Genomic DNA, 21,528 nt, shown 5'->3' with positions numbered 1-21,528 from the left:
GCGCCACAACCCTTGGTGCGGGCAAGGTTTTCGGGCTTCAGGCCGAGACGACCTTGCCCAGCCGCGCGTCCGACAGCGTCTGCTCGCGGAGGCGCTCGTATTCGGCCTTGTCCACCGGCACGGCATTGGGGTCGCCCAGGTCGCGCATGTGGATGCGGTAGGTCTCGCGGGCGCTCATCGCAGCGAGGGCCGCGAGGATGGTCACCGCGAAGGTGATCGCGCCCACGGTGAACCACACATTGGTCGAGCCCGGAGGCGCGACGGCGGCGAACAGCGCCGGCAGGAGCGCGGTGAAGGTGGTGCCGATGTTCTGCGAGATGGCCATGGCCGACACGCGGTTGCGGGTGCGGAAGAGCTCCGGATAGAAGCTCGGGAAGGTCGCGTTGTAGCCCTGGTACACGATGCCCCACATCAGCAGCGACATGCAGATCGCGAGCGGCACGTTCTTGATGCTGATGGCGTACAGGTACACGAACGACAGCAGCCCCGAGGCCAGCGCGCCCACGATGATCGGGGGCTTCCGGCCGATGCGGTCCGAGAGGTTGCCCACGAACGGAATCACCAACACCGCGAGGATGTTGCCGAGCACGGGAATCCACAGGTACACGTCTTTCTGGAAGCCGATGCCGTAGGCCGCCTGCACCGCATAGGCCGCGCCGAACACGGTGGCGACCACCGGAATCACGTTCATGAGCGCCATGCAGACCACGCGCAGCATGTCGGCCCAGCTGTCGGTGAAGGCCTGCACGATGGGCGACTTCGCCACTTCGCCCTTCTTGTCGACTTCGGCAAAAGCGGGCGTCTCGTCGACCTCGCGGCGGATGATGTAGCCGGCCACGATGACCAGGAAGCTCAAGAGGAACGGAATGCGCCAGCCCCACGAGTTGAAGGCGTCTTCGGGCATGTAGTGCGCGAGCGGCAAGAAGACCGCGGCCGCCAGAATCTGGCCGGCCTGCACGCCCTGCAGCGTGAAGCTCGCGAAGAAGCCGCGGCGCCCGAAGGGTGCGTGCTCCAGGATCATCGAGCTCGCGCCCGAGATCTCGCCCGCCACCGCGAAGCCCTGCACCAGGCGCAGCAGCACCAGCAGCACCGGTGCCAGCAGGCCGACCTGGTCATAGGTCGGCAGCAGGCCTACGGCCACGGTCGAGAAGCCCATCAGGAACATGCACAGCACCAGCACCTGCTTGCGCCCGTGCGTGTCGCCCCAGTGGCCGAGCACGAAGGCACCGATGGGGCGCGCGACATAGCCCACGCCATAGGTCGCGAGCGATGCGACGATGGCGGTCGTCGGGTCGCCCTTCGGAAAGAAGATCTGCGGAAAGATCAGCGCCGCCGCGGTGGCGTAGATGAAGAAGTCGTAGTACTCCAGCGCCGAGCCGATCCAGCCGCTTGCGGCGGCTTTCTTCGACTGGTGCCTGCCTTGGGGCTCTTTGGCTGTTGTAGTGGCCATGGGGTTGTCTCCAGTGATGTCCAGTGGTGAGTCAGTGTCGAACGGGGAAAGAAATCAGTCCTGCGCCTGCGAGGCCAGGCGCGCGGGTGCGTTGAGCGCACCGTAGGCGTCGTAGGCGCCGATGCGCTGCGCGACCTCGAAGAACAGGCCGCCTTCGAAGCTCTCGGTGTAGATGTGCAGGTAGTCGCCGGCCGGCGAGCGGTCGAACAGCACGCCCGCGGCGCGCATGCGTTCCAGCAGCTCGGGCGCGAGGTCGATGCGCGTGGCGAGGTCGTCGTGGTAGTTGTCCGAAATCGGCACGAAGCGCGTGCCGTTGGCGCGCAGCTTTGCGGCCGTTTCGAAGATGTCTTCGCAGTTCAACGCGATGTGGTGCACCGCGCCGCCGCCGGTCACGCTGAGCGTGCGCGCGGTGCGTGTGCGCTGGCTCAGCGACACGTTGAGCACGAGGCGCACGCTGCGTTCGGCGTTGGCGACGCCGCGGCTGCGGATCAGGCCGAAGGGGTCGGCGAGTTCCAGGCTTTCGCCGGGCTCCAGGCCGAGCACGGCGCGCGTGAAGAGCACCCAGGTGTCGAGCTGATCGAGCGCAAGGCCGAGGGCGACGTGGTCGATCTGCTGGAGGCCCGCATCGTTGTCGGCGGTGGGCAGCTCGTCTTCGAGGATGAAGTCGGCTTCGTACAGGCCGTTCGCACCCAGCGACTCCGCCACGAAATGAATGAGGTTGCCGCCCGGCGCGACGACCGCCGGCACGCGCAACTCGTTCGGGCCGACCGGACTGTCGTGGCGCTTGGAGCGCATCGCGGTCGCGCGCTCCACTGCTGCAAGCGGATCGGCGCAGCGCACGCCCAGCGCGCACACCGAGGTGCCATGCGCCTCGAAACGGTCGCGCGCAAAGGAGTCCGGCTGCGCATTCACGATGAAGTTGATCTCGCCCTGCCGGTACAGCGTCACGGCCTTGGAGCGATGCTTGCCGATGCGGCGAAAGCCGAGCTGCCGCACCAGCGTGTCGAGCGTGAGCGCCGAGGCTTCGTTCGCCGCGAACTCGATGAACGACAGCCCCGAAAGCGCGGCCACCGGCGGCGGATTGAAAAGCTCCACGTGCTGCTGCGGCTGCACCGCGGCGAGCCGCTGGCGCGCTTCGCTCTCCAGGTACAGCAACGAACGCATCGCATCGACGGCGGTGCGCCGGTTCGGCGTCTCGCGAAAGATGTCGTTGAAGATTTCCAGCGACAGCGGCCCGGTGTAGCCCGCGCGCAGCACCTGCGTGAAGAACCCGGTCACGTCGAAATCGCCCTGCCCCGGAAACGAGCGGTGGTGGCGCGCCCACTGCAGTACATCCATCGCAAGCAGCGGCGCATCGGCCATCTGAAGGAAGAAGATCTTCTCGCCCGGGATGTCGGCGATGCCCGCCGGGTCGTCCTTCAGCGACAGCGTGTGGAAGCTGTCGAGGATCAGCCCGAGGTGCGGGTGATCCGCCTGCTTCACGATGTTCCAGGCCTGCCCATAGAGCGAGGTGTGGCGGCCCCAGGCCAGCGCCTCGAAGCCCACGCGCAGGTTGCGGCGCGCGGCACGCTCGGCCAGTTCGTGCAACTGCGCGGCGGCGAGAGCCGGGTCGTCCATGGCCAGCGGCGAGGTGTTCGAGCAGCACAGCACCATCGGCGCGCCCATCGCTTCCATCAGGTCGAACTTGCGCTCGGCGCGCTCCAGGCTGCGGCGGAACTGCGGCTCGGGCATGCCTTCGAAATCGCGGAAGGGCTGGTAGAGGTCGATAGCCAGGCCGAGGTCGGCCACGATGCCGCGCAGTTCGGTGGCCGTGCCCTTGAAGTTGATGAAGTCGGCCTCGAACAGCTCGATGCCGTCGAACCCGGCGGCCGCGACCGCTTCGAGCTTCTGGCGAAGGGTGCCGCTGAGCGAGACCGTGGCGATGGAGCGATGCATGGGAGTGGACTTTAGGAACCCGGGCCCTGCGCCACAACCAATTCGGGCCTCTTCGGGGCGATTAACGAACGCCTTCGTTCATTAATCGCACGAAATACGGGATTCACCTAGGTCCGAGCCGCCTTCGCCGGCGCTCAGAGGCTGCGCCAGTAATCGATCAGCAGTTGCGCGAATTCGGCCGGACGCTCCACGGCGCTCAGGTGCGCGGCATCGATGGTCGCCAGGCGCGCACCGGGAATCGCCGCGGCCATGGCCCGCGACATGTCCATCGGGGTGGCTTCGTCCTGCAGGCCGCCGACCACGAGGGTGGGCACGGCGATGCGGTGGTTGCTCTCGCGGAAATCGATGGCGGCGACCGCGTTGCAGCTCTCGATGTAGCCCTGCGCGTCGGTCGCGACCAGCACGTCGTGCAGCGACTTCGCAGCGGCTGCTCCCTCGGGGGTCGCGGCATACGCCGGCGTGAGCCAGCGCGCCACTGCGCCCGACGCGATTGCGCCGACGCCCTTCGCCGCCACCGTCTCGGCCCGCGCGCGCCACGGCGCCTGGTCGGGATAGTGGGCGGACGAATTGGCGATCACCACGGTCTTGAGCAGTTCGGGGTGGCGCACCGCGAGCGCCTGCGCGGTCATGCCGCCCATCGAGAGACCGACGAAATGCACCGGCTCACCGTCCGCCTCCCGCTGGATCAGTTCGGCCGCGTCCTGCGCCAGCGTCTCGATGCGCAAGGCGCCCGGCACCACCTCGGAGCCGCCGTGGTTTCGGTGGTCGTAGCGGATCACGGTGTGCGCGCGCGCAAGCTGCGCGGCCACGCCGTCCCACATGCGCAGGCTGCAGCCCAGCGCATGGCTGAGCACGACGAAGGGGCCTTCGCCTTCGCGAACGACATTCAGGCGGATGGTCATGGTGCGGTTTCCTTTTTACGGATCTTTTTACGGATCTTTTTATGGGTGCTTTGGAGGTTGAAGACGCGGGAGCCAGAGGAACGCGATGGCCAGCAGCACGGCACCGGCCACCAGCATCGGCACGACCATGGGCCATGCGCCATGGGAGTAACCGGTATCGACGAACAGCGCGGCGATTTGCCCCACGCAGAACGCGACCATCATCATGCCGAAGCCCGACCACGACACGGCCCGCCCTGCAAGATGCGGCAGGTCGCCCACCGCGCCCGCTTGTCCGCAGGGCTGGTGGATGCCGTGGCCGAGGCAGTACACCGCGTGGCCCACGAGCAGCGGCACGGCGCTCAGCGGCATGAGCCAGCAGCCCAGCGCCTGGATGATCGCGCCCGTCATGCTCAGCGATGCGCCGAGCCGCACGGTGCGTACCGGCCCGTAGCGCCGCAGCAGCGTGCGGCACATGGTGGTGCTGAAGATGTAGACCAGCGAGCCGCCGGCCGGGATCCAGCCGTACCACGCGGGCGACCAGCCGAGGTAGCCGATGTAGACCATCGGCGAGAGCAACAGAAAGCAGAAGAGCCCGCCGTAAGTCGTCGCGGCCACCGAGGCCCACGCACGGAACGAACGGCTTGCGAACACCGCGCGCGTGCTGCCGCGCGGCGCGGACGATTCGCCGGTGAGCGGCTTGCGCGTTTCGCCGAACGAGCGCCAGCACATCGCGAACAGCAGCGAGGCATACACCGCCATCGCCACCATCACCCAGCGCCAGCCCGCGCCCTGCACGAGCCATGCGCCGAGCAGCGGCGCGATCAGTCCGACCACGCCCAGCCCCGTGAGGCCGCGCGCCATCACATGCGGGCCCTCGTGCGCGGGATAGAGATCGCGCACCGCCGCGCGCGAGCACACGAGGATCGCGGCCATCGAAAAACCCTGCAGCGTGCGCCAGCCCGCAAGCAGCGCCACGCTGCCGGCGAACGCACCGCCGAGTGCGGCGATCGCATAGCAGGCAAGCCCTGTGAGCAGCACGGGCCTGCGTCCGAAACGATCGGCCAGCGGGCCGCAGAGCAGCTGCGCAAAGCCGAAGGCCAGCACGAACAGCGTGAGGCTGGTGCTGGCCGAGCCGAGCTCCTTGGCGATGGCGGGGAGCGCCGGCAGGTAGCTGTCGGTGGCGACGGGCTGCGCTGCCAGGAGCAGCGGCAGCATCAAGGTGAAGCTGACGTCGAGGCGGCCCTTCGGGGCGACCGGCGCGCTCACTGCGCAGGCGTCGCAGGCGATGCGGGGGCCACGGGCAGCAGCCCCTTCTCGCGCAGGATGTTCGTGGCGATGCCGAATGCATGGTTGGCCACCGGCACGCCGCAGTAGATGGCGGCCATCATGATCACTTCCTTGATGTCGTCTGGCGTGAGGCGCGACTCGGGCGGGCCGTCGAGCGCGGCGCGCACGTGCATCGCGAATTCTTCGTACGCGTGGATGCCCAGCATCATCGACAGCACCATGTAGCGGCGCGTCTTGTCGCCCAGCGCGGGGCGACCCCAGATGTCGTTCCATGCATGGCGCGTGATGAGTTCCTGGAACTCGGCGTTGAAGCCGTTGCGGTTGGCGAGCGACTTGTCGACCCAGGCATCGCCGAGGACGCGGCGGCGATTCACGAGGCCGTCTTCGTAGTCGTTGCTTGAGGTTGCGGGGGCGGTCATTGCGAGAGTTCCTTGTCCTTGAGTTGGGTTTGCAGCGCCTTCACTTCCGCCAGCGCGGTCTGGCCCGCGCCGATGGCGAGCGCGGGGTCGAACCATTCGTCCGCCGCATCGCGCGGCAGCTCGGCGCGCAGCCGGTCGATGTTGGCGCGCATGCGCGCGGCGTCCACCTGCAGGCCGGGCAATGCGCCGGCCATCGCGCGCACGCTGCCGTGCGCCGACATCAGGAGCTGCGGCCATTCGGCCAGCTCGGCCTGCCAGGCGCCGAGGGCGCGTTCGTGCTGCTGCGGCATCGCGCCGAGCAAGGCGGCCACGCGCTGCGGCGCGCGGTGCGCGGCGGCGATGGCGACCATCGAGGCCACCGGGTTGCGCTTGTGCGGCATCGCCGACGAGCCGCCGCGGCCGGGTTCGCTGGGCTCCGCCACTTCGGCCACTTCGTACTGGCCGAGCAGCGCGATGTCGACGGCGATCTTGCCGAGGCTGCCTGTCATGAGCCCGAGCTCGCAGCCGAGCGCCACCCATTCGTCGCGCTGCGTGTGCCAGGTGGCGCCGGGGTCGCCGAGGCCCAGTTCCTTCGCCATGCGCTTGCGCACCGCGGCGCCCTGCCCCTTCATCTGCGCGAGCGTGCCGACGGCGCCGCCCAACTGCAGTTGCAGCGCGTGCTTCGCCGCTTCGCGCAGGCGCAAGCGGCTGCGCACCAGCGGCGCGGCCCAGCCCGCGCACTTGAAGCCGAAGCTGGTCACCGAGGCCGGCTGCATCAGCGTGCGCGCGAGCATCGGCGTTTCGGCGTGCTGCGTGGCAAGGCGCAGCAGCGCATCGGCGGCCTTGGCAAGGTCGGTTTCGACGAGCGCCACCGCCTCGCGCGTGACCAGCGCCATCGCGCTGTCGATCACGTCCTGGCTGGTGCTGCCGAAGTGAACGAACGGCGCGGCCTCGGCATTGAAGAGGCCCACGGCTTCGCGTAGCGCCTTGACCAGCGGAATCGCCACGCTGCCCGCGCGGCCGCTCTCGCGAACGATCTTGGCAACGTCGAACAGCTCGACCTTGCAGCTCCCGACGATGGAGTGCGCGGCGCTCTCGGGAATCAGCCCTTCGGCCGCCTGCGCACGTGCGAGCGCGGCCTCGAAGCGCAGCATGGCGTCGACGAATGCGCGGTCGCTGAAAGCGCCGAGTGTTTCGGATGTGGAGAGGAAGCCTTCGAAAATGCTCATGCGGGGACCTGGGTGTTCATCGTCAATATTTCAGTTGGGCCACGGCGCGCAGTTCCTCGGGGGACGCGGTGCCGAAGCCGAAGAATTCGAGGTAGGCCGGGATCATCTCGAACAGCATGTCGGTGCCGACCTGCACCGCGCAGCCCTTGGCCTTCGCGGCCTGCAGCAGCGGCGTGTATTCGGTCTTCATGACGACCTCGCCGACGAAAGTTTTCGGATCGATGCGGTCCACGTCGAAAGGGAGCGGGTCGCTGTCCTTCATGCCGAGCGGCGTGGCGTTGACGACCACGTCGTAGCCGGCCGGGTCCTTAGAGCCCGTGGCGACCTTCATCCGCGGGTAGTGCTCGCGCAGCCGCGCGGCAAGCGCCTCGGCCGATGCATCGCTCATGTCGAACAGCATCAGCTCGGCGGCGCCCGCGGCGGCGATCGAGGCCGCGATGGCCGAGCCCACGCCGCCCGTGCCCGACACCAGCACCCGCGTGCCCTTGAAGAGCCTGCCCTTGCGCTCCACGCCGCGCACGAAGCCCGCGCCATCGAACTGGTCGCCGAGCAGCGTGCCGTCGGGGCGCTTGAGGATGGCGTTGCATGCGCCCGCGATGCGCGCCGTCGGCGTCACCTCATCGACCAGCCCCATCGTCGTGACCTTGTGCGGCATCGTGACCAGCGCACCGCGGAGGTTCGAGAACCTGAACACCTGCGGCAGCGTGGCTGCGTAGTCCTCGGGCTTCACGCCCATCGGCACCACCACCGCATCGATGCCCTGCTTGTCGAACCAGGGGTTGTAGATCATCGGCGCCTTGAAGGCCTCGGTCGGATAGCCGAGGTGGGCGATGAGCGTTGTCTTGCCGGAAATCATGAAAGTCGTTCTCTCAAAAAAAGTGAGGCTCAGACCAAGTTGCGTTCAAAAAGATAAAAACCGTTCACGCTGAGCTTGTCGAAGCGCCGCGCGAAGCTTCGACAAGCTCAGCCCGAACGGTTCTTGTGGATTGATCGCCAATTCGCATCAGGCGACGCTGGGCGAGTGATAGCGCAAGGGGTTCGCGATCTCGGCCTGCATCGCCGGCGGATAGACGATTTCGCGCAGGAAATTCGCATCGGCCTGCAGCGCATCGGCCGCGTCCAGGTGGCCGAAGTAGCGCAGGTAGTGCGGCATCTGCTGGATCAGCATCTCGAAGCCGGCCTGCGCATTGAGCCCGCGCGCACGCGCCGCACGCACCAGCGGCGTGGGCTGGTTGCGCAAGAGGATGTCGAACAGCGCCGCGTGGCTTTCCATGCGCGACACGTCGAGCGGCAGCGCATCGCCTTCGACCAGCCCGAGCGGCGTGGCGTTGATCACGAGGTCGTAGCCTTCGGGCGCATTGCTCTCGACCGCGACCACGGTCGCATCGAAGAAGGCATCGAGCTTGGCCGCCAGGCCCGCCGCCTTGCCGGCCGCCGTGTCGAAGAAGGCGATGTGTTCCGCGCCGTTCACCGTGCCGCCCTCGGCCAGCGCCACGCCGATGGCCGCGGCGCTCACGCCCGCGCCGAGGATCAGCACGCGCTTGCCGCGGAAGGGAATGTTGCAGTGGTCGAGCGCGCCGATGAGGCCTTCGCCGTCGAACAGGTCGCCCTCGAGTTGGCCGCCTTCGGTGCGGCGCACCACGTTGACCGAGCCCGCCACGCGGCCGAAGAGGCCGCAGCCGTCGAGCAGGTCGACCACCAGCGGCTTGTGCGGCGGCGCGATCACCATGCCGCGCACGTTGCGCGCGAGAAAGGCCGACTTGAAGAACACCGCGAAGTCGCGCACCGGCACCTGCATCGGCAGCAGCACCGCGTCGATGCCGAAGCGCTCGAAGGTGGCGTTGAACATGCGCGGCAGCCGCACATTGCGAACCGGATCGCCCGGGATCAGGTAAGCCTGGGTGCTGCCGCTGATGGAATGGCTCATGTGCTTGCTTTCCGTTCGTCAATCGCTCTTTGGGAGGCCGGATGCCGAGCTTTATAGTCCCTTCGGCCCTTTTCCACAGTGCCGAGAAGGCCAAAACGATCGATCATCGATCTTTGAAATTCGATAATCGCTCAAACCAAGGGTTTTCACCGCCCACGAATGCAACTTGCCGGCGATCGACCGGCGGCACACTTCCGACCATGAGCAAAGAGAGCAAGGACAGCAAGGACGACTCCCCCGTACCCGCGGGCCTGGACAAGCGCGACTGGATCGCTGGCCTCGAGCGCGGCGTGAGCATCATCGAGGCCTTCGACGATGCCAACCCGCGCCTCACCGCCAGCCAGGCCGGTCAGCGCACGAACATGACGCGCACCGCCGCGCGTCGCTACCTGCTCACGCTGCAGCACATGGGCTACGTGGCGAGCGACGGCAAGCTGTTCTGGCTCACGCCACGCGTGCTGCGGCTGGGCCGCTCGTACCTCGAATCGGCCCGGCTGCCGCGCGTGGTACAGCCCTTCCTGCAGCGGGTGGCGGCCGGCACCAACGAGATCGCCTACCTGAGCGTGATGGACGGCGACGAGGTCGTCTACATCGCGCGCAACGGCCCGAACCGCAGCATGAGCACCGGCTATGTGCTGGGCGCGCGCGTGCCGGCGCAGGTCACGGCCTCGGGCATGTTGATGCTGGCGCTGCGCAGCGATGCCGAGCTGAACGAGTGGCTGGCGACGCGGCAGCTCACCGTGTTCACCTCGCACACCATCGCGAGCATGGAGCGCATGAAGCTCGAACTGGCGCGCATCCGCGCACAGGGCTGGGCGCTGTCGGAGCAGCAGCTCGACCTCAATTCACGCGGCATCGCGGTGCCGCTGCGCGACCGGCACGGCACGCTGGTGGGGGCGCTGAACATCACGATGCCGATGGGCCACGAGAGCTCCGAGGACGCGGTGGCACGCGTGCTGCCTGTGCTGCGCGAGACGGCGCAGGCGATGCGCAACCTGATCTGAAGCGGGCCGCTCGCGCGCTGGCGATGCCTGCGCTGTCGAGGCGGCCTCACCTCACCACTTCACCCGCACACCCGCCGCTGCGTTGATCGAGCTGCCTACGCGCGCATCGCCACCCGAGGCCCACTGCTTGCCCAGTTCGCCGTAGAGGCTCGTGCGCTGGCTCACCGACAACGTGAAGCCCGCGGCCAGCTCGGTGCTGGTGCCGCCGATCGGCGCACCCACCGGCGTGATCGCCGCCGGGTTCACGAAGCGCGCAACGTCGTTGCCCTTGGCGCTGCGATAGACGTTCAGGCGCGCATACGGCTGCAGCGTGCCGGCGCCGGTCGCGAAGCTGCCCTTGATGCGCACGCCCGCACGGCCGATCCAGCCGCTGTCGGCGTCCTGCTGCACCAGCGCGCCCGGGATGGACACGTCGTCCAGCCGCAGCCGTTGATGGATCAACTGCAGTTGCGGTTCCACCGACCAGCCGCCCGAGCCGATCGCGAAGGCCTTGCCCACTTCGATCGATGCCAGGAAGCTGTTGCCCTTGCCCTCGACGCCGCCGCTCAGCAGCGGCTGCACCGTGTAGCGGTGGCGGCCGGCCTGCAGCACCGCGTCGGCATAGAAGCCGTCTTCGGTGGCGAAGGTGCCGTAGAGGCCCAGGTACTGGCTGCGCAGGTCGTTGCGGCCGGTGGCGGAATTCAGCAGGCCGCTGCCGACGCCGCGCACGCGGGTGTCGCCATCGAGCTGGCCCACATAGATACCGGCGCGCCAGTCCGGGTTGGCCCACAGGTCGGTGCCGGCCTGCAGGCCGGTCACGCGGCCCTCGCTGTGCGGCGAGACGGTGCCGCCCTGGCGGATGTCCATGTCGGTGGAGATCAGCCGGCCCCAGGCGCGGCGGTAGCTGCCGTCGGTGCTCGACGAAGTGCTGCCCGCACCACTGCTTGCACCGCCGCGTACATCGTCGTCGCCGACGCGCTGGCTGCGGCTCGCGAGCATGCCCAGGTTGCTCTGGCGCAACTGGTTGGGCAGTGCCGCGAACAGCGAGGCCTCGGCGCGGTAGGACGGGAGCCCGGCTCCCGGCTCGGCCTCTGTGCGCAGGTACCAGTTCTCGCCTTCGCCGCTCGCGTCGCCAGCGTGCAGCCGGTACTCGAAGGCACCGGCATCGACATGGCCACCTGCGAGCACGAAGGCGTCCTTGGTGGTCTGCGCGGTGGTGGTCGCGCCGTTTCGCGCGCTCACCACCTCGATGCCCGCGCCGCTGGTGCGCGCACCCAGGCCGCCGATGTTGGCGATCTGCACGCTGCTCTTGCCGCTGGCCGCGCCGCCATCGATCACCAGCCGGTCCGATGGCCCCGCGCCGCCGTTGAGCACGGTGCCCAGCTTCAGCACGCCGTTGTTGCCGACGTAGTTGCCCTTGACCGTCAACGTGGTGCCGGGCGTGGCGCCCGCCAGTGCCACGGTGCCGCTGTTGGCGAGGCCCGCCACGGTCTGGCTGAAGCCCGCGAGGTTCAGCGTGGCGCCGCTGGCCACCACGGCGCTGGAAGCCGCGCTGAAGGCGTTGGCAGCGCCGGCCTTGAGCGTGCCCGCGGCCACGCGCGTCTCGCCGCTGTAGCTGGCCGTGCCCGCGAGCGTGAGCGTGCCCGCGCCGACCTTGACCAGCGAACCGCCGGCACCGGCGATGGCGCCCGAGATCGTGCTGTCGCTGCCGATCGCGCCGGTGGTGAGCGCCTTCGCGCCGAGCACCACATCGCCCGCGCCGCCGAGCGCGCCGATGCTCGCGCCGGTGGTGGCCAGGTCGATGCGCACCTGCGCGCCGGCCGCGTTGGCCACCGTGGCGCTGGCGGCATTCGCGCCGTCCTGCAGCCGCAGCGTGCCCTGGTTGGCGATGGCGAGCTTGCCCGCATCGGCCTTGCCGCCGAACTGCAGCGCCGCGCCCGAGGCGATGCTCACCGCGCCCGTGCCCAGTGCGCCGCTGGTGTCGGTGGCGAGCGTGCCCGCATCGACCAGCGTGCCGCCGCTGTAGCTGTTGGCGCTGGCCAGCGTCAGCGTGCCCGCGCCGATCTTGCGCAGCTTGCCGGTGCCGCTCATCGCGCCCGCATAGATGCCGGCGGTCTTGTCCTGGTCGAACGCGACCTCGGCGTTGTTGACGATGCTGCCCTGCAGGCTGGTGGCGCTGCCCTGCAGCACGCCGCCCTTGACGGTGGTGCCGCCGGTGTAGGTGTTGGCACCGCCGAGGATCAACCGGCCCGCGTCTTCCTTCGAGATGCCGCCCGTCCCCGAGAGCGCGACATTCATCGTGGCGGTCATGTTCGCGCCCGCGGCCGTGCCGTCGCCCACGCGAATCACGGAGTTCGCGTTGTCCAGCGTGATGCCGTCGCCCTGCACGGTGTAGCCGTCGACCGCGAACTGCGCGCCCGCGATGCGCACCGCCCCGCCGCCGCCATCGACCGTGACGGTGCCGGCCTTGCCGCCGAACACAGCGAACTGGTTCTGCGCCCAGTTGGCGTTGAGCTTGCCGTCCATGTCGGTCCAGCCGTCCTGCGAAGGCTGCGGGCTGCCCACGCGCCACGTACCGTCGCCGCCGGCCACCTGGCCGTCGTTGTATTTGCTGCTGTCGCCGCCGTCCCAGAAGTTGAGCGACAGGCCCGCGCGGTTGACCAGGTTGACCTGGTTCGCCACCGAGGTCTGCACCTGCAGGTCGGCCAGCTTGGCGCCGGCCGGCGCGGTGCCGATGTCCAGCCCGTTGTCGGTGAACGTGCCGCCGTAGCTCATGAGCCGGTACAGGCCCGGCCCGAAGGTGCCCCCCGCCGACTGCGCGATGTTCAGCGTGCCGTCCAGCTGCAGGTTGCCCGTGACGTTGATCAGGTCGTTGAGCGCGCCGCCGGGCACGCCGGCCTGGCCGAGTTCGTAGTTGAGCGTGGAGCCGCCGGCCAGCGTGAGCGCGCCGAGCGTCAGCGTGCCGGGGCTGTTGCCCGCGGCGAGGATGCCGCCCTTGGCGATGGTGACCGCGCCCGCGATGCTGCCGCTGCCCGCGAGCGTGGCGCCCGACTGCACCTGCACGGCGCCCGTGCCGGTGCCGCTGCCGCTCGTGTTGTTCACGCGCAGCGTGCCGGCCGCCACCGTGGTGGCGCCGGTGTAGGTGTTGGCGCCTGTCAGCACGAGCGTGCCGGCGCCGACCTTGACGACCGAGCCGCCGGTGCCGCTGATGCTGCCCGACAGGGTGCTGTCGCCGCCGCTGCCGCCGAGCGTGAGCGCCTTGGCGCCCAGCACGGTCTCGCCCGCGCCGCTGAGTGCGCCGAAGGTCACGCCGGTGGTCGCCTGGTCGATGCGCACCTGTGCGCCGGCCTGGTTGATCACCGTGGCCTTGTCGGCCGAGGCGTCGCCGGCAAAGTCCAGCACCCCGCCCGCGGCGTTGGTGAGGGTCGATGTGCCGGCGCTCGACTTGTCCTGCAAGCGCACCGTGCCCTGGTTGCCGATGGCGGTGGTGCCGGCATCGAATCCGCCACCCAGTTGCAGCGTGGCGCCCGTCGCCACGTTCGCCGCGCCGCTGCCCAGCGCGCCGGTGACGTCGGTGGCCAGCGTGCCGGCATCGACGAAGGTGCCGCCCGCATGGCTGTTGGCGCTGCCCAGCACCAGCGTGCCGCTGCCGATCTTGCGCAGCTTGCCGGTGCCGCTCATCGTGCCCGCGTAGGTGCCGGCGGTCGTGCCCTGGTCGAACGCGACTTCGGCGTTGTTGACGATGTCGCCCTGCAGGCTCGCCGTGCCGCCCTGCAGCACGCCGGCCTTGACGGTAGTGCCGCCGGTGTAGGTGTTGGCGCCGCCCAGCACCAGCGTGCCCACGTCGTCCTTCACGAGGCCGCCTGTGCCGATTAGCGCGACATTCAGCGTCGCGCTGCGCGTGGTGTCGGTGCCCGAGCCATCGCCCACGCGCACCACCGTGCCGGAGGCGCCGAGTTCGATCGCGTCGCCCTGCAGCACATAGCCGTCGGCCGCGAACTGCGCGCCGGTGATGCGCACCGTGCCGCCCGCGTTGCTGACGTTGACGGTGCCGCCCGTGCCGCCGAACACCGCGAACTGGTCCTGCACCCAGGCCGCGTTGATCTTGCCGTCGGCGCCCGTCCAGCCATCGCCCGGCACGCCCACGCGCCAGGTGCCCGAGCCGCCGGCGATCTTGCCGTCGTTGTACTTGCCGGCGTCGCCGCCGTCCCAGAAGTTCAGCGCGAGGCCCGCGCGGTTGACCAGGTTGACCTGCTGGGCCACCGAGGTCTGCACCTGGAGGTCCTTGGACGCGACCGGCGCGCTGCCGATGTCCAGGCCGCTGTCGGTGAGCGTGCCGGTGTAGTCGATCAGGCGGTAGATGCCCGCGCCGAACACGCCGCCCTTGGACTGCGCCACGTTGAGAGTGCCGTCGAGCTGCAGGTTGCCGTTGACCTTGACCAGGTCGTTGAGCGCACCGCCGGCGGTGCCGGCCTGGCCCAGGTCGTAGTCGAGCACCGCGCCGGCGGCGAGGTTCAGGCTGCCCGTCGTGAGCGTGCCGGCGCCGCCGTTGCCGGCCGACAGGATGCCGCCCTTGGCGATCGTCACCGTGCCCGCCACCGCGCCGGTGCCGGCCAGCGTTGCGCCGCCCTGGACCTGCACCGCACCGGTGCCGGTCGCGCTGCCGCTTGTGTTGTTCGCGGCGAGCGTGCCGGCCGCCACCGTGGTGCCGCCGGTGTAGGCGTTGGCGCCGCTCAACGTGAGCGTGCCGCTGCCGACCTTGACGACCGAGCCGCCATTGCCGCTGATCGCGCCCGACACCGTCGTGCTGGTGTTCAGCCCACCCGTCGTCAGCGCCTTCGATCCCAGCAGCACATTGCCCGCGCCTTCGAGCGAGCCGATCGACAGGCCCGCATTGGTGAGGCTGTCGATGCGCAACTGCGCGCCCGCGTTGTTGACCACGGTGGCCTGGTCGGCGCTCGTGCGATCGGAGAAGCTGATCGCCCCGCCGCTCTCGTTGACCAGCCGCGCCTGCCCGGCGCTCGCGTCGTCGAGCAGGTCGATGCGCCCGCCGTCGAAGTTCGTGATCTGCGCCTTGCCCGCGATCGCGTTGAACCACAGCGTGGTCAGGCCGCCGCGGTTTTCGATCACCGCGTTGCCCGCGCTGGAGGTGTCGCGGAACTCGACCGCGGCGCCCTTGTTCGTCGTGATGGTCGCGTTGCCGGCCGAGCTGCTGTCGCGGAAGGCGACGAAGCCGCCGTTGTCGGTCGGTGCACCGCCGCGCGCGGCCACGGTGATGGCGAGCTTGCCCGCTTCGGCCGTGTTGGCGAAGGCCAGCGATGCGTTGTCCGCCACCGAGACCGGCCCGGTGCCCAGCGCGCCCGTGACCAGCGCCTCGAGCGAGCCCGCCGCGACTTCGGTGCCGCCCGTGTAGGCATTGGCAGCGCCCAGTTGCAAGGTGCCCGCGCCTGTCTTGCGCAGGCTCCCGGCGCCGGTGACCACGCCATTCAGTGCCAGCGTTCGGATCGGGTCGATGTCGAAGGTGCCGACGCCTGCGCCGAGGCCCACGACGCGCGTGCTGGCCGTGTCGCCGGTCACGCGCAGCGTGGCGCCGCCTTCGAGCGCGAGCCCGCCCGCGACCGTGCCTAGGTTGGCGTCGGAGGCGATCTGCAGGATGCCGCCCTTGACCAGGGTGCCGCCGCTGTAGCTGTTGATGCCATCCAGCACCAGCGTGCCCAGGTCTTCCTTGACCACGCCGCCGGTGCCGGTGAGCTCCGAGGCGATCGTGGCGGTCATGCCCGCGCCGGCCGCGGTGCCGTCGCCCACGCGCACGGTGGTCGCTGCGTTGGCCAGTTCGATCGCGTCGCCCTGCACGCGGTAGCCGTCGGTGGCGAACTGCGCGCCGGTGATGAGCACCCTGCCGCCGAGTCCGTCGACGCTGACGGTGCCGGCCTTGCCGCCGAACACCGCGAACTGCCCCTGCGCCCAGGCGGCGTTGATCTTGCCGTCGATGCCGGTCCAGCCGTCGCCGGGCGTGCCCACGCGCCAGGTGCCGCTGCCGCCGGCCACCTGGCCATCGTTGTACTTCGTGCTGTCGCCGCCGTCCCAGAAGTTGAGCGACAGGCCCGCGCGGTTGACCAGGTTGACCTGCTGCGCGACCGAGGTCTGCACCTGCAGGTCGCCCACGGCGCCCGGCGCGATGCCGATGTCCAGGCCGTTGTCGGTCAGGCCGCCCGTGTAGCTGATGAGCCGGTACAGGCCCGCGCCGAAGGTGCCGCCCGCCGACTGCGCCACGTTGAGCGTGCCGTCCAGTTGCAGGTTGCCGTTGACCTTCACCAGGTCGTTGAGCGGACCGCCCACGGTGTTGGCCTGGCCCAGTTCGTAGTTGAGCACCGCGCCGTCGGCCAGGTTCAGGCCGCCCAGGGTCAGCGTGCCGGGGCTGTTGCCCGCGGAAAGGATGCCGCCCTTGGCGATGCTCACGGTGCCCGCGATGCTGCCGTTGCCGGCCAGCATCGCGTTGCCCAGGATCTGCACCGCGCCCGTGCCGGTCGCGCTGCCGCTGGCGTTGTTCACGCTCAGCGTGCCTGCGGCGATGGTGGTGCCGCCGGTATAGGTGTTGGCACCGCTCAACGTGAGCGTGCCGGCGCCGACCTTGACGATCGAGCCGCCCGTGCCCGAGCCCGGCTGCGCGAAGATGCTGCCCTTGTCGCTGACGGTGCCCGAGATCGTGTCGCTGTTGCCGAGGTTGCCGAGCGCGAGTTGCGTGGCGCCGAGCACCACGACGCCCGCGCCCGTGAGCGAGCCGAGTTCGACCGCGGGTTTGCCGCCCGTCGCGCCCGACACGTCGAGCGTGGCGCCTGCTGCGTTGGTGACCGAGGCATTCGTGCCCGTCGCGGCATCGACAAAACGCACAACGCCGCCGGCCGTGTTGGCGATCTGCGCACTGCCGGCCGTGGCCGTCTGGCCGAAGAAGAGCAGGCTGTTGCTGCCGTTCGTGATCGCCGCCGTCCCGGCGCTGGCACTCTCGAAGAAGTTGATCGCGCCGCCCGCATTGGCAAGAGTCGATGTCCCGGCGCTCGAGGTGCCGCCGAATTGCAGCGCGTTCGAACCGGGGGTCGCCCATCCCGTGCCATTGAGCGTGATCTTCGAGGCAGCCGCCGTGGCGCTCTGCGAAAACGACAGCGTGTTGCCGCCGTCCGTGCTCGCGGCGCGGCCCACGGTGTATTCGTTGCTGCCGGCGCTCGCCGTGCCGAGCAACGACAGGAGCGTGCCGTTGCCCTGCTGCTGCACTGCGCCGCTGCCCAGCACGCCGCTCGCGGTGGTGGTGATGCTCGCGCCGTCTTTCAGCAGCGTGCCGCCGCTGTAGCTGTTGGCCGCCACAAGGCCGAATGTGCCGCCCTTGCCGGTGATGGTGAGCAGGCCAGTGCCGGTGATGGGGCCGCCCACGCCGTACAGGCTGTTCGACAGATCGATGGTGCCGCCGCCCGCGCCCAGCGAGAGCGCGCGCATGCTGAAGAACGGCGCGGAACCCGTGGCGATGCGCAGGGTGCCGCCGTCCAGCGCCAGCCCCGTGCCGTACGCGCCGAGGTTGGCGTCGGCCGAGATCTGCAGGATGCCGCCGTTGACCGTCGTGCCGCCGCTGTAGCTGTTGGTGCCGGTCAGCACCAGGGTGCCGCCCTCTTCCTTGACCAACCGGCCTGTGCCGCCGATCGCCGCGTTGATGGTGGCGGTCATGCCCGCACTCGCGGCGGTGCCGTCGCCCACGCGCACCATGGTGTTCGCTGCGCTGATGGTGAGCGGGTCGCCGTTGACCACGTAGCCGTCGACCGCGAACTGCGCGCCGCCGATGCGCACCGCGCCGCCCGCGCTCTTGTTGTCGACCGTGACGGTGCCGGCACTGCCGCTGAAGATCGCAAAACCGTCCTGCTGCCAGCCCGCGTTGAGCTTGCCGTCGACGCTGGTCCAGCTGGCGGTCGAGCCGCCCGCGCGCCAGGTGCCGCTGCCGCCGGCGATCTTGCCGTCGTTGAAGTTCGCCGGGTTGCCGCCATCCCACAGGTTGAGCGTCGCGCCGTCGAAGTTGATCAGGTTCACCTGGTTGGCAATGCTGGTCTGCACCTGCAGGTTCTTCGCGGCCGTCGGCGCGGTGCCGATGTTCAGGCCGTTGTCGGTCAGCGTGCCGGTGTAGTCGATCAGCCGGTACAGGCCCGCGCCGAACTTGCCGCCGGCGGTTTCGCTCACGTTGAGCGTTCCGTCAAGTTGCAGGTTGCCGTTGACGCTGATCAGGTCGTTCAGCGCGCCGCCCGCCACGCCGGCCTGGCCGAGGTCGTAGTTCAGGATGGAGCCCGACGCCAGGTTCAGGCCGCCGACGGTCAGCGTGCCCGCGCTGCCGTTGCCCGGCAACACAATGCCGTCGCCCACGCTCACAGTGCCTGCGATGCTGCCGTTGCCGGTGAGCGCTCCGCCCGCCTGCACCAGCACGGCACCACTGCCGGTGGCGCTGCCGGCCGGATTGACGACCCCGAGCGTGGTGCCCGAGACGGTCGTGCCGCCGCTGTACGTGTTGGCGCCGGCCAGCGCCACCGCCCCCGGGCCGCTCAACGCGAGCGCGCCGCCACCGTCGATCGTGCCGACCAGCGCCAGCGGATTCGAGCCGTCCACGTTGAGCGTCGTGCCGGCGCCCAATGTCAGGGCGTTGCCCAGCAGGGTACCCGGCACGTTGGCGCGCAGGTTCGCGTTGCCGGTCACTGCGAGTGCGCCTTGGCCCAGCGCGAAGTTATTGCCGACGTTCAGCGTGCCGCTCTTGAGCGTGGTTCCACCGGTCCAGAAGTTGGCGTTGGCCAGCGTCAGCGTGCCGCTGCCGCTGTACGAGAGGGGGCCGGTGCCCGTAATGACCCCGCCGAGTCCGATGTTGTTCGCGCCGCCGATGTCCAGGCCCGCGTTGAGCACCACCGCGTTGCCCAGGTCCACGTCCGCGCTCGCGTCGAGCGCGGCGTTGCCGTTCACCGTCAGCGTGCCCAGGCCCAGCGAGGTGTTGGTCCCCACGCGCAGCGCGCCGCCCTGCAGGTTGACTCCGCCGAAGAAGGTGTTCGCACTACCGAGCGTGAGGCGGCCCGTGCCGTTTTTCGTCAGCCCGCGCAGGCCGCCGATCGCGCCGTTGAGCGCGAGGTCGTTGCTGCCGCCGATGGTGAGCGCCGCGTTGAGGTTGAGGTTGTTGGTCAGGCTGACCGTCTTGTTCGAATCGAGCGAACTCGCACCGCTGACCGTGACGCTGCCGAGGCCCAGCGCGGAATCGTTGCCCACGGTGAGCGCACCACCGCCGATGTTGAAGCCGCCGGTGAAGGTGCTCGCACCGTTGAGCGTGAGGCCCGGCGCACCGGCCAGGCTGATGCCGCCCGCTCCGCCGATCACTCCGTTGAGTGTGAGCGCGCCGCCGCTGCCGCCCGCGCCGAAGTTCAGCGTGTTGTTGAGCACGACGTTGTTGGCAAGCGCGACGCCGGCCGCGCCGGTCAGCGTGGCGGCGCCGTTGACGGTGAGGTCGCCGGTGCCGATCGCCGAGTTGCTGCCCACGTCCAGCGCACCGCCCTGCAGCGTCGTGCCGCCGCCGTAGTTGTTGCTGTTGGCGAGCGCGAGGTTGCCGCTGTTCAGCGTCAGGCTGCCGGCCCCCGAGATGTTGCCGCCGAAGGTCAGCGTGCCCGCGCCGTTGAGCGCCAGCGCGCCGTTGAGCATCATCTGGTTGCCGAGCGTGCCGCTGAAGCCGGTGTTCAGCGCGACGGGGCCGCCGACCAGGAACAGGCCCGAGCCGAGCGAACTCGCATTGCCCAGCGTCACGCCGCCGCCGTTGAGCGCGAAGCCACCGCTGAAGTTGTTGCTGCCGTTCAGCGTGAGCGTGCCGGTGCCGTTCTTGATGAGGCCGCCGGTGCCGCCGACAGTGCCGCCCAGCGTGAGGCTGTTGTCACCCTGCACGATCAGCCCGCCCGTGAGATTCACGTTCTGGGCCAGCGCAAGGCCGTTCGCCGCAGCCTGCATCGCGCCGCCGTTGCCCGTCAGCGTACCGGTGCCGAAGGCCAGTGCGTTGTCGAAGATCGCGACGCCGCCGTTGAGCAGGGCGCCGCCGCTGGCCACCGCACCGTTCAGTGTCCAGGTGCCGCTGTCGACCTGGAGGTTTTCGAAGTTCAGGTACTGGCTCGATGCGATCGCGCCCGATCCGCCGTTGCCCGAGCCGGGGCCGGAGGCCACGTTGCGCAGCGTCAACGTGTCCGTCGCGCCGGCGCCCGCGTCCACCGTGCCGCCCGCGGCAAAGCCCAGCGGGGTGATACCCGGCGTCGGCACCAGGATGCCAGGCAGAGGAACCAATCCGCCGTTCACGCTGGAGCCGGTCACCGCGATGAAGGTGTCGCTGCTCGCGCCGGTGCCCAGCAAGACACTGCCATTGATCGTGCCCGCATTGACGAAGCGGTTGCCGCCGCTGGCTGCGCCCTCGAAACCGATGCGGCCGGTGATCGTGCCCGTTTCCGCATTCGTGAAATCGACGTTCCCGCCGCCGTAGATCCCGATGGCGATGCCGTTGACCGGATCGAAGAGTCCGAGCGGCGCCAACCCGATCCCGCCCGCGTTGTTGACCGTGGTCGTGCCCCGGTTGGCAATCACCATCGCGGCGCCGTTCAGGCTGAAGGTGCCGTTGAAGGTGCCTTCGATCGAGCCCTGGTTGTTCACCGCCAGCGCGCCGCTGCCGGGCGTCAGCAGACTGCCCATGGCCAGCGCGCGCGCCAGGACCAGCGAACCGGCGGCATTGGCGTCGATGGCGCCCAGGTTGGTGAGCGTGCCCCCCGTGCCGCCCAGCGTCATCGCAGTGCCGCCCGGCAGCGTGCTCATGATCGCGCCGGCCTGCACCGTGACATCGAGGTTGTTCGCGTTGCTGAGGAAACTGTTGGGATTCGGCGGCAGCAGCATCGGCACGCCGGTGCAGCTGACCGCGGCACCGTCCGCCGGCGCAGCAGGTGCGCACGCGCCCCACGCGGGCAATGTCATGGCGAAGCCGGTGGCGGCAAGCAACGGCCCTGCGAGGCGTGCCGTGCGACCCGCGCGCCGGCTGGTGCTTCGCTTGCCGCGCGCACACGTCGCTTCAGAAACAGCCACCCATGCGCCGATCGCGGCGTTCCAGATCGTCTTGTACGCAGTATTCATCGACGGTTCTCCTCCGTAGGCAGCGTGCAGAAAGCGCTGCAGTAACAATCCAATGCAGCCGGGAACCCTGGCGCGCCGCGGCGCTGCCTGTCGTACTGCTTTTCATGGGGTCCCCTCCTGCCATGCCATCGCAAGGAGCGCATGGCATGCGCGGCATCGCTGCGCTGCCGCTTCGAGCGAAATTCTCAAGCTCGGCTCTCTTATTTGCACCTTACATTTTCTTGCAGCGGAGCCCGTTGGCACCTACGGAAAACCGTGGTTTTGCCGACAGA

10 protein-coding genes are annotated in these 21,528 nt (G+C 69.5%); 1 reads left to right on the top strand and 9 read right to left on the bottom strand.

Going from position 1 to position 21,528, the window contains the following annotated elements; genetic code table 11:
• Nucleotides 1–37: 37 nt before the first annotated feature.
• The 8 genes from VARPA_RS11540 to VARPA_RS11505 all read right to left on the bottom strand — a co-directional run bounded on the left by VARPA_RS11540 (nucleotide 38) and on the right by VARPA_RS11505 (nucleotide 9,110).
• Entirely contained in the window at nucleotides 38–1,450 is a 1,413-nt protein-coding gene (locus VARPA_RS11540; protein ID WP_013540740.1) for an MFS transporter, read from the bottom strand.
• Nucleotides 1,451–1,504: 54 nt separating this feature from the next.
• Nucleotides 1,505–3,385, bottom strand: a complete 1,881-nt coding sequence (locus VARPA_RS11535; protein ID WP_013540739.1) for a bifunctional sugar phosphate isomerase/epimerase/4-hydroxyphenylpyruvate dioxygenase family protein — start codon at nucleotides 3,383–3,385, stop codon at nucleotides 1,505–1,507.
• Nucleotides 3,386–3,519: 134 nt separating this feature from the next.
• Nucleotides 3,520–4,287, bottom strand: a complete 768-nt coding sequence (locus VARPA_RS11530) for an alpha/beta fold hydrolase (RefSeq protein ID WP_013540738.1) — start codon at nucleotides 4,285–4,287, stop codon at nucleotides 3,520–3,522.
• A 39-nt stretch (nucleotides 4,288–4,326) separates the two neighbouring features.
• Nucleotides 4,327–5,484: a multidrug effflux MFS transporter gene (locus tag VARPA_RS11525; RefSeq protein ID WP_086011074.1), complete on the bottom strand. Its 1,158-nt coding sequence runs from the start codon at nucleotides 5,482–5,484 to the stop codon at nucleotides 4,327–4,329.
• A 47-nt stretch (nucleotides 5,485–5,531) separates the two neighbouring features.
• Nucleotides 5,532–5,975 (bottom strand): carboxymuconolactone decarboxylase family protein, encoded by a 444-nt coding sequence (locus VARPA_RS11520; protein ID WP_013540736.1) that lies wholly within the window; start codon nucleotides 5,973–5,975, stop codon nucleotides 5,532–5,534.
• Nucleotides 5,972–7,183: a 3-carboxy-cis,cis-muconate cycloisomerase gene (gene pcaB, locus VARPA_RS11515; protein ID WP_013540735.1), complete on the bottom strand. Its 1,212-nt coding sequence runs from the start codon at nucleotides 7,181–7,183 to the stop codon at nucleotides 5,972–5,974. The genes VARPA_RS11520 and pcaB overlap by 4 nt, the downstream gene beginning before the upstream one ends.
• Nucleotides 7,184–7,205: 22 nt before the next feature.
• On the bottom strand, nucleotides 7,206–8,039 hold the full coding sequence (locus VARPA_RS11510) for a shikimate dehydrogenase family protein (protein WP_013540734.1): 834 nt from the start codon (nucleotides 8,037–8,039) through the stop codon (nucleotides 7,206–7,208).
• Between the two features lie 147 nt (nucleotides 8,040–8,186).
• Nucleotides 8,187–9,110 carry a shikimate dehydrogenase family protein gene (locus VARPA_RS11505; protein ID WP_013540733.1) on the bottom strand — a complete coding sequence of 308 codons (924 nt, stop codon included), beginning with the start codon at nucleotides 9,108–9,110 and terminating at the stop codon, nucleotides 8,187–8,189.
• A 200-nt stretch (nucleotides 9,111–9,310) separates the two neighbouring features.
• On the opposite strand from VARPA_RS11505, the gene VARPA_RS11500 reads away from it, so the two are divergent.
• Nucleotides 9,311–10,114, top strand: a complete 804-nt coding sequence (locus tag VARPA_RS11500) for an IclR family transcriptional regulator domain-containing protein (protein ID WP_013540732.1) — start codon at nucleotides 9,311–9,313, stop codon at nucleotides 10,112–10,114.
• Nucleotides 10,115–10,165: 51 nt separating this feature from the next.
• Here the strand turns inward: VARPA_RS11500 and VARPA_RS11495 are convergent, their stop codons facing one another.
• Nucleotides 10,166–21,256 (bottom strand): autotransporter-associated beta strand repeat-containing protein, encoded by an 11,091-nt coding sequence (locus tag VARPA_RS11495; RefSeq protein WP_013540731.1) that lies wholly within the window; start codon nucleotides 21,254–21,256, stop codon nucleotides 10,166–10,168.
• Between the last annotated feature and the right edge of the window lie 272 nt (nucleotides 21,257–21,528).

Origin of the sequence: Variovorax paradoxus EPS (assembly GCF_000184745.1) — a bacterium.
Taxonomy (GTDB): Bacteria; Pseudomonadota; Gammaproteobacteria; order Burkholderiales; family Burkholderiaceae_C; genus Variovorax; species Variovorax paradoxus_C.
This window is presented reverse-complemented; position numbering and strand designations above follow the sequence as displayed.

Bases quoted from the DNA above. Each gene is read 5' to 3' on its own strand.
- VARPA_RS11525 (WP_086011074.1), bottom strand. From the start codon at position 5,484: ATGCTGCCGCTGCTCCTGGCAGCGCAGCCCGTCGCCACCGACAGCTAC.
- VARPA_RS11510 (WP_013540734.1), bottom strand. From the start codon at position 8,039: ATGATTTCCGGCAAGACAACGCTCATCGCCCACCTCGGCTATCCGACC.
- VARPA_RS11540 (WP_013540740.1), bottom strand. From the start codon at position 1,450: ATGGCCACTACAACAGCCAAAGAGCCCCAAGGCAGGCACCAGTCGAAG.
- VARPA_RS11535 (WP_013540739.1), bottom strand. From the start codon at position 3,385: ATGCATCGCTCCATCGCCACGGTCTCGCTCAGCGGCACCCTTCGCCAG.
- VARPA_RS11500 (WP_013540732.1), top strand. From the start codon at position 9,311: ATGAGCAAAGAGAGCAAGGACAGCAAGGACGACTCCCCCGTACCCGCG.
- VARPA_RS11530 (WP_013540738.1), bottom strand. From the start codon at position 4,287: ATGACCATCCGCCTGAATGTCGTTCGCGAAGGCGAAGGCCCCTTCGTC.
- VARPA_RS11505 (WP_013540733.1), bottom strand. From the start codon at position 9,110: ATGAGCCATTCCATCAGCGGCAGCACCCAGGCTTACCTGATCCCGGGC.
- VARPA_RS11495 (WP_013540731.1), bottom strand. From the start codon at position 21,256: ATGAATACTGCGTACAAGACGATCTGGAACGCCGCGATCGGCGCATGG.
- VARPA_RS11520 (WP_013540736.1), bottom strand. From the start codon at position 5,975: ATGACCGCCCCCGCAACCTCAAGCAACGACTACGAAGACGGCCTCGTG.
- pcaB (WP_013540735.1), bottom strand. From the start codon at position 7,183: ATGAGCATTTTCGAAGGCTTCCTCTCCACATCCGAAACACTCGGCGCT.